Origin of the sequence: Ruegeria conchae, from assembly GCF_000192475.1 — a bacterium.
Taxonomy (GTDB): Bacteria; Pseudomonadota; Alphaproteobacteria; order Rhodobacterales; family Rhodobacteraceae; genus Ruegeria; species Ruegeria conchae.
This window is the reverse complement of the sequence record NZ_AEYW01000025.1, coordinates 167,667-181,225: the sequence shown is the minus strand read 5'-3', so window position 1 is coordinate 181,225 and position 13,559 is coordinate 167,667. Positions and strand designations below refer to the sequence as shown.

The 13,559-nt window shown below is 58.6% G+C and carries 14 protein-coding genes; 9 read left to right on the top strand and 5 right to left on the bottom strand.

What is annotated here, in order from left to right; genetic code table 11:
- The 8 genes from sucC to lpdA all read left to right on the top strand — a co-directional run.
- On the top strand, nt 1–994 hold a 994-nt coding region (sucC, locus tag G7G_RS0122200), incomplete at its 5' end, for an ADP-forming succinate--CoA ligase subunit beta (protein ID WP_010443704.1).
- 83 nt (nt 995–1,077) lie between these two features.
- Nucleotides 1,078–1,959, top strand: a complete 882-nt coding sequence (gene sucD, locus G7G_RS0122195) for a succinate--CoA ligase subunit alpha (RefSeq protein ID WP_010443702.1) — start codon at nt 1,078–1,080, stop codon at nt 1,957–1,959.
- Nucleotides 1,960–2,385, top strand: a complete 426-nt coding sequence (locus tag G7G_RS24310) for a hypothetical protein (protein WP_139056639.1) — start codon at nt 1,960–1,962, stop codon at nt 2,383–2,385.
- Between the two features lie 10 nt (nt 2,386–2,395).
- Nucleotides 2,396–2,953 carry a DUF805 domain-containing protein gene (locus tag G7G_RS0122185; protein ID WP_010443698.1) on the top strand — a complete coding sequence of 186 codons (558 nt, stop codon included), beginning with the start codon at nt 2,396–2,398 and terminating at the stop codon, nt 2,951–2,953.
- Complete coding sequence (locus tag G7G_RS0122180) at nt 2,950–5,907, top strand: 2-oxoglutarate dehydrogenase E1 component (RefSeq protein WP_010443696.1); 2,958 nt, start codon at nt 2,950–2,952, stop codon at nt 5,905–5,907. Before G7G_RS0122185 ends, G7G_RS0122180 begins: the two co-directional genes overlap by 4 nt.
- 3 nt (nt 5,908–5,910) lie before the next feature.
- The gene (gene odhB / locus G7G_RS0122175; protein ID WP_010443694.1) at nt 5,911–7,428 is read left to right on the top strand and encodes a 2-oxoglutarate dehydrogenase complex dihydrolipoyllysine-residue succinyltransferase; all 1,518 of its coding nucleotides are present in this window, start codon (nt 5,911–5,913) and stop codon (nt 7,426–7,428) included.
- A gap of 1 nt (nt 7,429) precedes the next feature.
- Nucleotides 7,430–7,699 carry a hypothetical protein gene (locus G7G_RS0122170; protein WP_010443693.1) on the top strand — a complete coding sequence of 90 codons (270 nt, stop codon included), beginning with the start codon at nt 7,430–7,432 and terminating at the stop codon, nt 7,697–7,699.
- Between the two features lie 71 nt (nt 7,700–7,770).
- Nucleotides 7,771–9,159, top strand: coding sequence for a dihydrolipoyl dehydrogenase (gene lpdA / locus G7G_RS0122165; RefSeq protein WP_010443690.1), 1,389 nt, complete (start codon nt 7,771–7,773; stop codon nt 9,157–9,159).
- 17 nt (nt 9,160–9,176) lie between these two features.
- Here the strand turns inward: lpdA and G7G_RS0122160 are convergent, their stop codons facing one another.
- On the bottom strand, nt 9,177–9,755 hold the full coding sequence (locus G7G_RS0122160; RefSeq protein WP_010443689.1) for a TetR/AcrR family transcriptional regulator: 579 nt from the start codon (nt 9,753–9,755) through the stop codon (nt 9,177–9,179).
- A 102-nt stretch (nt 9,756–9,857) separates the two neighbouring features.
- Here G7G_RS0122160 and G7G_RS0122155 point away from each other — a divergent pair, with 102 nt between their 5' ends.
- On the top strand, nt 9,858–10,451 hold the full coding sequence (locus G7G_RS0122155) for an NAD(P)H-dependent oxidoreductase (protein WP_010443686.1): 594 nt from the start codon (nt 9,858–9,860) through the stop codon (nt 10,449–10,451).
- A 21-nt stretch (nt 10,452–10,472) separates the two neighbouring features.
- Here the strand turns inward: G7G_RS0122155 and G7G_RS0122150 are convergent, their stop codons facing one another.
- From G7G_RS0122150 to G7G_RS0122135, 4 genes are read right to left on the bottom strand one after another with little or no spacing between them, the layout of a single operon-like run.
- Entirely contained in the window at nt 10,473–11,078 is a 606-nt protein-coding gene (locus G7G_RS0122150; RefSeq protein WP_010443684.1) for a pyridoxamine 5'-phosphate oxidase family protein, read from the bottom strand.
- The gene (locus G7G_RS0122145; protein ID WP_010443682.1) at nt 11,065–11,805 is read right to left on the bottom strand and encodes a lysophospholipid acyltransferase family protein; all 741 of its coding nucleotides are present in this window, start codon (nt 11,803–11,805) and stop codon (nt 11,065–11,067) included. Before G7G_RS0122145 ends, G7G_RS0122150 begins: the two co-directional genes overlap by 14 nt.
- Complete coding sequence (locus G7G_RS0122140; RefSeq protein ID WP_010443680.1) at nt 11,805–12,704, bottom strand: cell division protein FtsX; 900 nt, start codon at nt 12,702–12,704, stop codon at nt 11,805–11,807. The genes G7G_RS0122145 and G7G_RS0122140 overlap by 1 nt, the downstream gene beginning before the upstream one ends.
- Nucleotides 12,701–13,378: a cell division ATP-binding protein FtsE gene (locus G7G_RS0122135; RefSeq protein WP_010443679.1), complete on the bottom strand. Its 678-nt coding sequence runs from the start codon at nt 13,376–13,378 to the stop codon at nt 12,701–12,703. Before G7G_RS0122135 ends, G7G_RS0122140 begins: the two co-directional genes overlap by 4 nt.
- Nucleotides 13,379–13,559 lie beyond the last annotated feature (181 nt).

Here is a 13,559-nt window from a genome sequence, read left to right as displayed (position 1 = left end):
GGGCGGTGTCCGTCTGACCAAGTCGGTGGAAGAGGCCGCCGAAGAAGCCAAGAAGATGCTAGGCCGCACGCTGGTCACACATCAGACCGGCCCCGCAGGCAAACAAGTCAACCGCATCTATATCGAGGCCGGGTCCGGCATTGAACGCGAACTCTACCTAGCCCTGCTGGTGGATCGCCAGACTAGCCGCATCTCGTTCGTCTGCTCGACCGAAGGCGGTATGGACATCGAAGAGGTGGCCGCTGCCACGCCAGAGAAAATCCTGTCCTTCTCGGTTGACCCTGCGACGGGCTATCAGCCTTACCACGGTCGCCGCATCGCGTTTTCGCTGGGTCTGCAAGGCGCACAGGTCAAGCAATGCGTCAAGCTGATGAGCCAGCTTTACGCCGCCTTCGTCGAGAAAGACATGGAGATGCTGGAGATCAACCCGCTGATCGTCTCCGACAGCGGCGATCTGAAAGTGCTGGACGCCAAGGTCGGCTTTGACGGCAACGCGGTTTATCGCCACCCGGACATTGCCGAGCTGCGCGACACCACCGAGGAAGACCCTAAGGAACTGGAAGCCTCCAAATACGACCTGAACTACATCGCACTGGATGGTGAGATCGGGTGCATGGTCAATGGCGCCGGTCTGGCGATGGCAACGATGGATATCATCAAGCTCTATGGGGCCGAGCCCGCCAACTTCCTCGACGTGGGCGGCGGTGCCACCAAAGAGAAAGTGACCGAGGCGTTCAAGATCATCACCTCCGACCCACAGGTCAAAGGCATTTTGGTCAACATCTTCGGCGGCATCATGCGCTGTGACGTCATCGCCGAGGGCGTTGTTGCTGCCGTCAAAGAGGTCGGCCTGCAGGTTCCGCTGGTCGTGCGCCTGGAAGGCACGAATGTCGAAAAGGGCAAAGAGATCATCAACACCTCTGGCCTGGACGTGATCGCGGCAGACAACCTCAAAGACGGTGCCGAGAAGATCGTGAAGGCCGTCAAAGGCTGAGTGTCATCCCGTAGGGTGGGCTTCAGCCCACCTTTCCCAAGATTTTGGCGGGCTAACGCCCGCCCTACAAAGGAGAACGCCAGATGGCAGTCCTCATCGACGAAAATACCAAAGTGATCTGTCAGGGCTTTACCGGCTCGCAGGGCACATTCCACTCTGAACAAGCCATTGCTTATGGCACCAAGATGGTAGGCGGCGTGACGCCCGGCAAAGGCGGGATGACACATCTTGACCTGCCCGTGTTCAACTCGGTCCACGAGGCCAAGCATGTGACCGAAGCCAACGCCTCGGTGATCTATGTTCCGCCGCCGTTTGCGGCTGACTCGATCCTTGAGGCGATTGATGCCGAGATGGAGGTGATCGTCTGCATCACCGAAGGCATTCCGGTTCTGGACATGATGAAGGTGAAGCGCGCGCTGGAAGGCTCGAACTCGCGCCTGATCGGGCCGAACTGCCCCGGTGTCATCACGCCGGATGCCTGCAAGATCGGTATTATGCCCGGCCACATTCACAAGCGCGGCTCGGTCGGTGTTGTGTCGCGTTCGGGCACCCTGACCTATGAGGCCGTCAAGCAGACCACCGATGTGGGCCTGGGCCAGTCCACCTGCGTGGGCATCGGCGGCGACCCGATCAAGGGCACCGAGCATATCGACGTGCTGGAATGGTTCCTGGCCGATGACGAAACCGAATCGATCATCATGATCGGTGAGATCGGCGGCTCTGCCGAGGAAGAGGCCGCGCAGTTCCTGGCGGACGAAGCCAAGAAGGGCCGCAAAAAGCCCACGGCGGGATTCATCGCAGGCCGCACGGCCCCTCCGGGCCGCCGCATGGGCCACGCAGGCGCGATTGTCGCTGGCGGCAAGGGTGGAGCCGAGGACAAGATCGAAGCCATGCGCTCGGCCGGGATCGTCGTGGCCGAAAGCCCGGCGCAGCTGGGCGAGGCTGTGCTGGAAGCGATTGGGTAAGTGACCAAAGACCGGGTATATGCTCTGAGGGCAGCGCCCGGCCCGAGGGTGGGCGAGAAGCGCTCGCCCTGGGGGGCGGGTCGGGCGCTGCCCGGCGGTGTCCGCCAGGCAAGTCTCGCTGTGATGTTCGCCTGTCTAAGTGGCATAGGCAACGCTGAGACATCGAACGACGTACCTATGGATCAATTCATCGTCCGCGCAATTCCCGGCATAACCGGCGGCTCGACAGAAACACTGAGCGACGATCGCATCTCATTTACCTATTTGAGCATGCGTGTCGGCGATGAAGAGTTGCAAGCAGCAGCCGAATTTTGGTGCGCGCAATTCGAAGGTTCCGCTCGGCTCGTTTCAGAAACTGCGGTTGGCAAATCCCTTCTACTATTTGAACGTCGCCGGTCAATTTACGACTGCGCGATCCAGGAATAAGGGGTAGGCCATGTATGAAATGACAACCATGACCTTCTCCGAAGCCATCCGCACTTGTTTCTCCAAGTTCTTCACTTTCTCGGGGCGTGCCTCGCGGTCCGAATACTGGTTCTTTTTCCTGTTCATCGTGATTTGGAGCATCATTGCCGGGATCATCGATTTGCAGTTCTTCACTCAGGTTGCAGTGACCGAAACCGAGACGTCCAAATCCGTCACGGCCACCTCAACAGGCCCGGTGCAAAGCATCGTCGGTCTTATCGTGTTCTTCCCGCATCTGGCCGTCGCGTTCCGCCGGATGCATGATACCGGGCGCAGCGGGCTTTATGCTTTGCTGCCCATCCTGCTGATCCTCGGGGCGTTTGCGGTTCTGATCTTTGGCATCGGTCTCGCCAGCCAGTTCCACGGCGGCACGTTGGACATTCTGTTCACCCGCGCAACACTTCTTATCGTCATTCCGACACTGTTGGTTCTCATCGTGTCGCCCCTCCTGGTTCTGTGGTGGCTGACCCGCCCCAGCGAATCCGGCACCAATCAATACGGTCCCAACCCATATGAGGTAGCCCCATGACCGAACATTCGCCCAACTCCGCCTTTCATGCCTCCAGCTTCATGCAGGGGCATAATGCCGAATATCTGGAGCAGCTCTATGCCCAGTACACCAAGAACCCCGGTGCGGTCGACGCCGCCTGGGTCGAATTTTTCAAGGCCATGGGCGATGATGCCCCGGATGTGCAGCGCGAGGCCGAGGGGCCGTCCTGGGCGCGCAGCGATTGGCCTCCGATGCCCGCGGATGATCTAACCGGGGCGCTGACCGGAGAGTGGGCCGAGATTGACGCCAAGGCGGCGGGCAAGAAAATCAAAGACAAGGCCGAGGCCAAGGGGGTTGAGGTCAGCGACGACCAGATCAAGCGCGCGGTGCTGGACAGCCTGCGGGCGCTGATGCTGATCCGGGCCTATCGCATCCGGGGGCATCTTGCCGCTGATCTGGATCCGCTAGGGATGCGCGCCGCAAGTACGCATCCTGAGCTGGACCCGAAGACTTACGGTTTCACCGATGCCGATATGGATCGCCCGATCTTTATCGACAACGTGCTGGGCCTGCAGATGGCCTCCATGCGGCAGATCGTTGAGATCGTGAAGCGGACCTATTGTGGCACATTCGCGCTGCAATACATGCATATCTCGAACCCGGAAGAGGCCGCGTGGCTGAAGGAACGAATCGAGGGCTATGGCAAGGAAATCGCCTTTACCAAGGAAGGCCGCAAGGCGATCCTGAACAAGATGGTCGAGGCCGAGGGTTTCGAGAAATTCCTACACGTCAAGTACATGGGCACCAAGCGGTTCGGTCTGGACGGTGGCGAGGCGCTGATCCCCGCGATGGAACAGATCATCAAGCGCGGTGGTGCATTGGGTCTAAGCGATATCGTCATCGGCATGCCGCACCGGGGCCGTCTGAACATTCTGGCCAATGTGATGGGCAAGCCTTATCGCGCCATCTTCAACGAATTCCAGGGCGGCAGCTTCAAGCCCGAAGACGTGGACGGTTCGGGTGATGTGAAGTACCACCTCGGCGCCTCCAGCGATCGTGAATTTGACGGCAACAGCGTTCACCTGTCACTAACCGCAAACCCCTCGCACCTGGAGGCGGTGAACCCGGTGGTTCTGGGCAAGGTTCGTGCCAAGCAGGATCAGTTGAACGACGAAGACCGCACCAAGGTGATGGGCATTCTGCTGCACGGCGACGCAGCCTTTGCCGGACAGGGTGTGGTGGCCGAAGGGTTCGGCCTGTCGGGTCTGAAAGGGCACAAGACCGGTGGCACGATGCATATCGTGGTGAACAACCAGATCGGCTTTACCACCGCGCCGCATTTCAGCCGCTCCAGCCCCTATCCAACGGATATCGCGCTGATGGTTGAGGCTCCGATCTTCCATGTGAACGGCGACGACCCCGAGGCGGTGGTGCATGCGGCCAAGGTGGCGACCGAATTCCGTCAGAAGTTCCACAAGGACGTGGTGCTGGATATCTTCTGCTATCGCCGGTTTGGACATAACGAGGGCGATGAGCCGATGTTCACTAACCCGATCATGTACAAGAAGATCAAGACGCATAAGACCACGCTGTCGCTGTACACGGAACGTCTGGTCAAAGACGGCCTGATCCCCGAAGGCGAGATCGAGGATATGAAGGCCGCCTTTCAGGCCCATCTGAACGAAGAGTTCGACGCCGGGAGGGACTATAAGCCCAACAAAGCCGACTGGCTTGATGGGCGCTGGTCGCATCTGGACAAGAACAAAGAAGAATACATGCGCGGCGAAACCGCGATCTCAGCGGAAACGCTGGCCGAGATCGGGGCCGCCCTGACCACAGCACCCGAAGGTTTTGCGATGCATAAAACCGTCGGACGATTGCTGGAACACAAGAAACAGATGTTCGAAAACGGGACCGGCTTTGACTGGGCAACTGGCGAGGCTCTGGCGTTTGGCTCGCTGCTGACCGAGGGCTACCCAGTGCGACTGGCCGGACAGGACGCGACGCGAGGTACATTCAGCCAACGCCATTCCGGATTTGTCCATCAGGAAACCGAAGAGCGCTACTACCCGCTGAACAACATCCGCAAGGGCCAATCTCATTATGACGTGATTGACTCGATGCTGAGCGAATATGCGGTCTTGGGATTCGAATACGGATATTCTCTGGCCGAGCCTAACGCTCTGGTCCTTTGGGAAGCACAGTTCGGTGATTTCGCCAACGGCGCGCAGATCATGTTCGACCAGTTCATCAGCTCGGGTGAAAGCAAGTGGCTGCGGATGTCCGGTCTGGTCACGTTGCTGCCGCACGGGTTCGAAGGGCAAGGCCCGGAACACTCATCCGCGCGCCTGGAAAGGTTCCTGCAGATGTGCGGTCAGGACAACTGGATCGTGGCGAACTGTACGACGCCCGCGAACTATTTCCACATCCTGCGCCGTCAGTTGCACCGGACTTTCCGCAAACCTCTGATCCTGGTGACGCCAAAGTCGCTGCTGCGTCATAAACTGGCGGTTAGCACGGCGGATGACTTCACCACAGGCTCCAGCTTCCATCGGGTGCTGTGGGATGACGCGCAGAAGGGCAACTCTGACACCAAGCTGGTGGCGGACGACAAGATCAAACGCGTCGTCATGTGTTCTGGCAAGGTCTATTTCGACCTTCTGGAAGAACGCGATGCGCGCGGCATCGATGACATCTACCTGATGCGAATCGAGCAATACTATCCCTTCCCTGCGCATTCGCTGATCAACGAACTTGAGCGTTTCAAAGGTGCCGAGATGGTCTGGTGTCAGGAAGAGCCCAAGAACCAGGGGGCCTGGACCTTTATCGAACCCAATATCGAATGGGTTCTGACCCGCATTGGCGCAAAACACACCCGTCCGGTCTATGCCGGTCGCGCAACCTCGGCCTCGCCTGCAACGGGTCTGGCCAGCCAACACAAAGCCCAACAAGAAGCGCTGGTGAACGAAGCGCTGAGCATTGAAGGAAAGTAAACGATGACGATTGAAGTTCGTGTTCCCACGCTGGGCGAGTCTGTCACCGAAGCCACCGTTGCGACATGGTTCAAGAAACCCGGCGACGCCGTTGCAGTTGATGAAATGCTTTGTGAGCTGGAAACTGACAAGGTGACGGTCGAAGTGCCCTCGCCTACCGCAGGTGTGATGGGCGAGATTGTCGCTGCCGAAGGTGAGTCAGTGGGTGTCGATGCATTGCTGGCCACCATCACCGCTGGCGAAGGGACAGCGCCTGCTCCGGCAGCGGCGGCCCCGGCCCCAACTGCAGCAGCGGCGGCTGCGGCAGGTGGCAGCGTGGACGTTATGGTGCCGACGCTGGGCGAATCCGTGACCGAGGCAACCGTTTCGACATGGTTCAAACAGGTTGGCGACAACGTCGCACAGGATGAGATGCTGTGCGAATTGGAAACCGACAAGGTCTCGGTCGAAGTTCCGGCCCCGGCGGCAGGCGTTCTGGCTGAGATCGTTGCGCCCGAAGGCAGCACGGTCGATGCGTCTGCCAAGCTGGCGGTGATCTCGGGCTCGGCCGCAGGTGTGGCAAGCGCTCCGGTTGCGGCCGCTGCCGCTCCGACTGCAGCCAGCACAGGTAAAGACGTGGACAACGCACCATCAGCTGAGAAAGCGATGGCCGAAGCCGGTCTGACCGCCGATCTGGTCACCGGCACCGGTCGCGATGGGCGTATCATGAAAGAAGACGTGGCAAAGGCAGTTGCTGCAGCAGCTACAGCCCCAGCGCCTACGGCGGCTGCGCCCGCCCCCGCTGCCCAAGCTCCACGCGCTCCTGTGGCTGCCGAGGATGCAAGCCGCGAAGAGCGCGTGCGCATGACCCGTCTGCGCCAGACCATCGCCAAGCGCCTGAAGGACGCGCAGAACACAGCGGCCATCCTGACCACCTATAACGAGGTGGACATGACCGAGGTGATGGCCCTGCGTAATCAATACAAAGACCAGTTCGAGAAAAAGCACGGCGTGCGTCTGGGCTTTATGTCCTTCTTCACCAAGGCCTGCTGTCATGCGCTGAAAGAAGTGCCCGAAGTGAATGCCGAGATCGACGGCAATGACATCGTCTACAAGAACTTTGTGCATATGGGCGTCGCCGCTGGTACGCCTCAGGGACTGGTGGTTCCGGTGATCCGCGACGCCGACAGCATGTCCTTCGCAGCGATCGAGAAAGCCATTGCTGAAAAGGGCAAGCGCGCCCGCGACGGCAAGCTTTCGATGGCTGAAATGCAGGGCGGTACGTTCACGATCTCGAACGGTGGCGTCTATGGCTCGTTGATGTCTTCACCGATCCTGAACCCGCCGCAATCAGGTATTCTGGGAATGCACAAGATTCAGGACCGCCCGATGGTCATCAATGGCGAGATCAAGATCCGCCCGATGATGTATCTGGCTCTGTCCTATGACCACCGTATTGTTGACGGCAAGGGTGCGGTGACCTTCCTGGTTCGCGTGAAAGAAGCGCTTGAAGACCCACGCCGCCTGTTGATGGATCTATAAGATGGCAACACATGTACTCTGGCAGGCCGATGTGGCCGATTTCGACGCCTGGCTAAAAGTGTTCCGCGAGGATATGCCGATGCGTAAGGCCGCGGGTATCCGCGACCTGCATGTCTGGCGTGATCCCGATCAGAAGGACCATGCGATTGCAATGTTCGAGGTCGTGAACCTAGACAAGGCCCGTGCCTTTTTCGGGTCCGAGGAACTGGCGATGCATCACGAGCGTGGTGGGATTGCGCATATCTCGATCAAGCTGCTGGAACCCGTTTGACAAAAGATATTTCTGACCCACGAAATCGGGTTGGGGAAGTGCCGGGCGACCGGTCGATTTAGGAGAATGTAATGGCAAATTATGACGTCATCGTAATCGGCGCCGGACCCGGCGGCTATGTCTGCGCAATTCGCTGCGCTCAACTGGGTCTAAAGACCGCTGTGGTCGAAGGGCGCGAGACGCTGGGCGGGACATGCCTGAACGTGGGCTGCATCCCCTCGAAAGCTTTGCTGCATGCGAGTCACCAGTTGCACGAAGCTGAACATAACTTTGCCAAGATGGGTCTGAAGGGGAAATCGCCTTCGGTCGATTGGAAGCAGATGCAGGCCTATAAGGATGAAGTCATCGATGGCAACACCAAGGGCATCGAGTTCTTGTTCAAGAAGAACAAGATCGATTGGCTGAAAGGTTGGGGCTCGATCCCCGCTGCGGGCAAGGTCAAGGTTGGCGATGAGGTGCATGAGGCCAAGAACATCATCATCGCGTCGGGCTCTGAGCCGTCGGCGCTGCCCGGCGTCGTGGTTGACGAAAAGGTCGTAGTGACTTCGACCGGAGCGCTGTCTCTAGGCAAAGTTCCCAAGAAAATGATTGTGATCGGTGCCGGTGTGATCGGGCTTGAGCTGGGTTCGGTCTACAGCCGTTTGGGCGCCGAGGTGACGGTGATCGAATTCCTCAAGGAAATCACGCCGGGCATGGACCCGGAGGTGCAGAAGACCTTCCAGCGCATCCTGAAGAAACAGGGCTTGAAATTCGTCATGGGCGCTGCCGTGCAAAAGACCGAGGCGACCAAGACCAAGGCCAAGGTGACCTACAAGCTGCTCAAAGACGACAGTGAGCATGTGATCGACGCCGATACCGTGCTGGTGGCAACCGGGCGCAAGCCGTACTCGGATGGGCTGGGGCTGGACGCTCTGGGTGTTGAGATGACGCCGCGCGGCCAGATCAAGGTTAGTAGTGATTGGCAGACCAACGTGCCGGGCATCTACGCCATCGGCGACGTGACCGAAGGCCCGATGCTGGCGCACAAGGCTGAAGACGAGGGCATGGCTGCAGCCGAACAGGTCGCGGGTAATCACGGTCACGTAAACTATGGCGTCATTCCAGGTGTCATCTACACCTGGCCCGAGGTGGCCAATGTGGGTGAGACCGAAGCGACACTCAAGGAACAGGGCCGCGCCTACAAGGTCGGCAAGTTCATGTTCATGGGCAATGGCCGGGCCAAGGCGAATTTTGCGGCCGACGGATTCGTCAAGATTCTGGCAGACAAAGAAACTGATCGCATTCTGGGCGCACATATCATCGGCCCCGCGGCCGGAGACCTAATTCACGAGGTCTGCGTCGCCATGGAATTCGGCGCCTCAGCCGAAGATCTGGCCCTGACCTGCCATGCGCACCCGACCTATTCCGAAGCGGTGCGCGAGGCAGCGCTCGCCTGTGGTGACGGACCAATTCATAGCTGAATAAACGACCCCGGTGGTTATCTCGCCGGGGTCAACCACGCCTCAAGATAAACCTTAAGCCTGTCGCTGAAGCTTGTTGAGGCATGCAGCGCACAGAACTTTAGCGACATGGTCTGAATTGCAAATGCCTGCACTCCTTCGGCCAAAAGCTCCGAAGGAACGTCCTGGCGAATATTCGCATCTTCGAGCCACATCATCACGACACGGAAGTATCGTTCAAAGAAATAGGCGATTGGGCCAATTTCGGCGATTGCGGTAGCGCCAGAATACCTTATGAGCAGGTCGAATACATAGCGCTCAACCGTCATGAAACTGTGTACGGGTTCTAGGGCCGCGATGATCTGTGGCACTGATTTTGGGGGCTTTTCGGCCTCTGCCTGATCAAGGCAGGCATTCAGTTTTTCCGCCAGAAGGATTTCCATCAGTGCATCCTTGTCGCGAAAATGCGCAAAGAATGTTCCCTTGGCCACGCCTGCAGCCTGAACCACCTCTTCCACGCGCAGAGCTTCGTACCCGCTCTTCTGAATCACGTCCTCGGCGGCTGAGATCAGGCGTGCTCGGGTTTTAAGAGTTCGTTTTTGAATTGGTCTCTGCATAGTGCTTGCTTGCATATTTTTTGACCGTGGTCAAATTTATTGTTGACCACGGTCATTTTTTACACTTACAAAGTGACCATGGTCAATTTTAGGAGATTCGCAATGCCAGCTAAGAAGATACTCGTCCTCAATGGGCACCCTGCCGAAAGCAGCCTGTCGCGCACCTTTGCACAAACCTACGCAGACGCAGCCATTGCCAAAGGTCACGAGGTTCGCATGGTGCATCTGAGTGATCTGCAGTTCGATCACGACTTTGGTCAGGGAAATTATGAAGATTTCAAACCGCTTGAGCCCGTGCTTGAACAGGTATTGCAGGACATCGAGTGGAGCGATCACCTGGTCCTGACGACACCGATGTGGTGGGGCGGTCTGCCAGCCAAGCTGAAGGGCCTGATCGACCGGACATTCATCCCAGGACGGACGTTCGATACGCGGAACACAACAAAGATCGGATTGCCAGCACCGATGCTGAGCGGACGCACCGCAAGGGTGATCCTGACGTCAGATACGCCGGGCTGGTTCATGCGTTTGATCTATCGGCAGGCGCTGTTGCGGCAGCTTCGCGACCAGGTTCTGGGCTTTGTTGGGTTCAAGCCTACCCGCTTTACCTATTTTGCCAGTGCAAGCTATCCAAATCCTGGAAGCGTTGAACGTTGGATCGGCAAAGTGGCCAGAATGGGAGCCGCCGCGCTTTGAAGTTACTATGCGGGAAAGCTGCTACCACATAGTCTTTGCGGCGCGGGCACCCCATTCCTGATCATATTGCGCGCCGCCCTCTTCACCCGATGTCATTTCAGATAGAATCTCGCCAACACTCGGGAGGCCATCAGTTTCATCACGACCGCTCCAGGTTCCGGCTCGGATCAGGGCGCGGGCGCATTGGGTGTAGATCTCGGATACCTCAATCAAAATCACGGTCGCAGGGCGCTTTCCGTTTTTCTCGAAACGGGCACACAGGTCGTCGTCATCGGTCAACTGAGCATTCCCATTTACCCGAACCACGTTGTTCGAGCCGGGCACCAAAAACATCAGCGACACTCGGGGATCCTGAACGATGTTTCGCAGTGAATCCAGACGGTTGTTTCCTCGCCAATCCGGCAGGGCCAAAGTGCCCGGATTCAGTTCCAATACGACTGATCCGTCGTCTCCGCGCGGACTGCCATCGACACCTTCGGGGCCGACGGTGCTAAGAATGCACAGGCGCGAGGCCATGATCCACTTGCGATAGAGCGGAGTAAGTTGCCGCGCCACCTTGCGTATAGATGGCGCACCGGGCGTCCCGTAGAGCACCTCGAGCGTAGCGATGTCCTTAATGAACTCCATCCGGATCAAATCCCACTTCCTGCATCAATTCGTTCGACCGAGTCTCGATCACGTTTTCCAGCCGCTCAAGAAAGTCATTTCGTGCGACGCCGGGCTCGATTGGATTAAGGAAATCGACAATCGCGTTGCCCGGCTTGCGCATGACACCGGTTCTGGGCCAGAAGACGCCCGCATTGGTGGCAACGGGCACGCACGGGAACCCGAGGCCTTCATACAGAACCGCCGTTCCGACCTTGTAGGGCTTGTGCACACCCGGCGCGACGCGCGTTCCCTGCGGGTAGATCACCAACTGTCCGGGTTCGCTGAACTCGCGCGCAACATCTTTGACCATCTTGGCCACCGCCGCCCCTCGTTTGCCGCGATTGACCGGGATACAGCCCAGACGGCGCGCATACATGCCAATGACCGGCGTCCACAAAAGCTCGCGCTTCATGATGAATTTGCCGTGCGGGATGGCGTCGAAGATTATGATGATGTCCAGAAACGACTGGTGCTTGGCGCCGATCACAACCTCACCATGAGGCACCTCTCCGCGCACTTCACAACGAATACCAACCATCCAGCGGGCCAACCATTTGGTCGTCCGCGCATAGGTCTTACAGGCGCGCAAAGCGCCACTTTTGGCAAACAACGCATAGGGGGCAAAGATGATCCCGAGGACCAGCATCCAGGCGTAGATAGTGATCATGAAGATCAGCGACCGGACCCATTGAATGGCCATGAACATCACGAAAGCTCCTTTAACTTGCGCTGTGCTGCCGACCATGTGGCCAGAAATGCAACGGCGGCACCCAACACTGGTATCAGCACCGGCAGTAGCCATCCAATCCCTTGAAACCCAAGCCCTGTAAGAAATCCACCAGTGTCCGAGGCCTCGGGTAGCAGTAAAACACCAGACATACCTAACAGGGTTCCAACCGCCGCCCCGAAAAGCGCGCGGAAGGTAAAGCGCCGCACAAAAGCTCTGGCGATGAACCGATCCCGCGCGCCGACCTGACGCAGTACCTCGATAATCTGCGCATTGGCGGCAAGTGAGGCGTTGGCGGCTAGGGTGATCATAGCGGCAGTAGCGCCACCAATCAGCAGGATCGAAATCCAGCCCAGACGCCGCAGTGAATTGGCCGCATCAACCAATGGCTCGCGCCAGCGGGTGTGATCATCCAGCACCGCGCCCGGCACTTCTGCCCCCAATCTCAGGCGCAGACCAGCCGCATCCAGGCCGGGCTCCCCTTCGATAATCTCGATCAGCTGCGGGATTGGCAATGTGTCCAGAGGCAAGTCCGGTCCGAACCAGGGCGACAGCAGTGTGGCCTGTTCTTCGCTCGTCAACGCGCGGGCCGAAGCGACCCCCGGCGTCTGTTGGAGAACGTTCAAAGCTGCCTCGGTTTGCGCCGCACGTTGATCCGCAGGGGCATTGATCCGCAATGTCGCAGCCCCTGCCAGTTCCGAGGCCCAGCGATCCGCCACACGGCCCGAGGCCAGCGACAGGGCCAGTGCAAATACTGCGAGAAATGCCATCGCGCCCGAGACAAACAGGGTCAGCTGAGCAGTGAAACCAGTAGGTGGCACAACGCGATCAGCGCGAGTGTCGCGGCGCAGCAAATTTCGGATCATGCCCTTGCTCATAGATCCGCCCCCGCAAGTTGCACCCGGCGCTGCGCGATGCGCAGAACACGGGCCTGAACCTGGCTTTTCGCGGCGCGGATCAGGCTTAGGTCATGGGTGGCGATCAGCACGGTTTTACCCATCCGGTTCAGTTCGATCAGCAGGCGCAGCAGACGTTGAGACATCTCCCAATCCACGTTGCCGGTGGGCTCATCCGCAAGCACCACGTCAGGCGACAAAATGACCGCGCGGGCCAAGGCGGCACGCTGGCGTTCCCCACCCGACAATTCGGGCGGGTGTGCTTCGAGTCTGCTTCCAAGTCCGACCCAGCTCAGCAGCTCGGTCAGGTCGTCTTGCTGCCCATTCTCAGAGCGCCCAGAGACCATCAGCGGCAGCGCAACATTTTCGGCCAGCGTCATGTGATCCAGAAAGCGGCAATCCTGATGCACCACGCCGATCCGACGGCGCAGCAGCGCCATCTGGTCACGGTCCATGCTGGCGATATCTTCGCCAAAGGCCATCAACTTGCCCGAGGTTGGCAGCAACGCGCCATAGCAGAGTTTCAGCAATGTGGTTTTGCCCGCACCAGATGGGCCGGTCAGAAAGTGGAACGAACCCGGCTGCAACTGCAGCGAAACATCGCTCAGCAATTCGCCGCCGCCGTAGGTATAGCTGATATTGTCCAGCTCGATCACGCCTGCCCCCATTGTTCTGCTCACCTCTTGCCCGAGCGCAGCGCTGGATTCAATGCCTCGGGCGGGGCCAATTGGCGACACTTGGCCCGCGAAACCGAAAACACGCTTTGCTGTTGGGTCTTAACGGAATATCATCCCTGAAAAAACTATTATCAGGCCAGCCTTGAAGGCCAGGAGGCAG

Coding starts and splice junctions, on each gene's coding strand:
- lpdA (WP_010443690.1), top strand. CDS start 7,771: ATGGCAAATTATGACGTCATCGTAATCGGCGCCGGACCCGGCGGCTAT.
- odhB (WP_010443694.1), top strand. CDS start 5,911: ATGACGATTGAAGTTCGTGTTCCCACGCTGGGCGAGTCTGTCACCGAA.
- G7G_RS0122150 (WP_010443684.1), bottom strand. CDS start 11,078: ATGGAGTTCATTAAGGACATCGCTACGCTCGAGGTGCTCTACGGGACG.
- G7G_RS0122180 (WP_010443696.1), top strand. CDS start 2,950: ATGACCGAACATTCGCCCAACTCCGCCTTTCATGCCTCCAGCTTCATG.
- sucD (WP_010443702.1), top strand. CDS start 1,078: ATGGCAGTCCTCATCGACGAAAATACCAAAGTGATCTGTCAGGGCTTT.
- G7G_RS0122160 (WP_010443689.1), bottom strand. CDS start 9,755: ATGCAGAGACCAATTCAAAAACGAACTCTTAAAACCCGAGCACGCCTG.
- G7G_RS0122145 (WP_010443682.1), bottom strand. CDS start 11,805: ATGTTCATGGCCATTCAATGGGTCCGGTCGCTGATCTTCATGATCACT.
- G7G_RS0122170 (WP_010443693.1), top strand. CDS start 7,430: ATGGCAACACATGTACTCTGGCAGGCCGATGTGGCCGATTTCGACGCC.
- G7G_RS0122155 (WP_010443686.1), top strand. CDS start 9,858: ATGCCAGCTAAGAAGATACTCGTCCTCAATGGGCACCCTGCCGAAAGC.
- G7G_RS0122185 (WP_010443698.1), top strand. CDS start 2,396: ATGTATGAAATGACAACCATGACCTTCTCCGAAGCCATCCGCACTTGT.
- G7G_RS0122140 (WP_010443680.1), bottom strand. CDS start 12,704: ATGAGCAAGGGCATGATCCGAAATTTGCTGCGCCGCGACACTCGCGCT.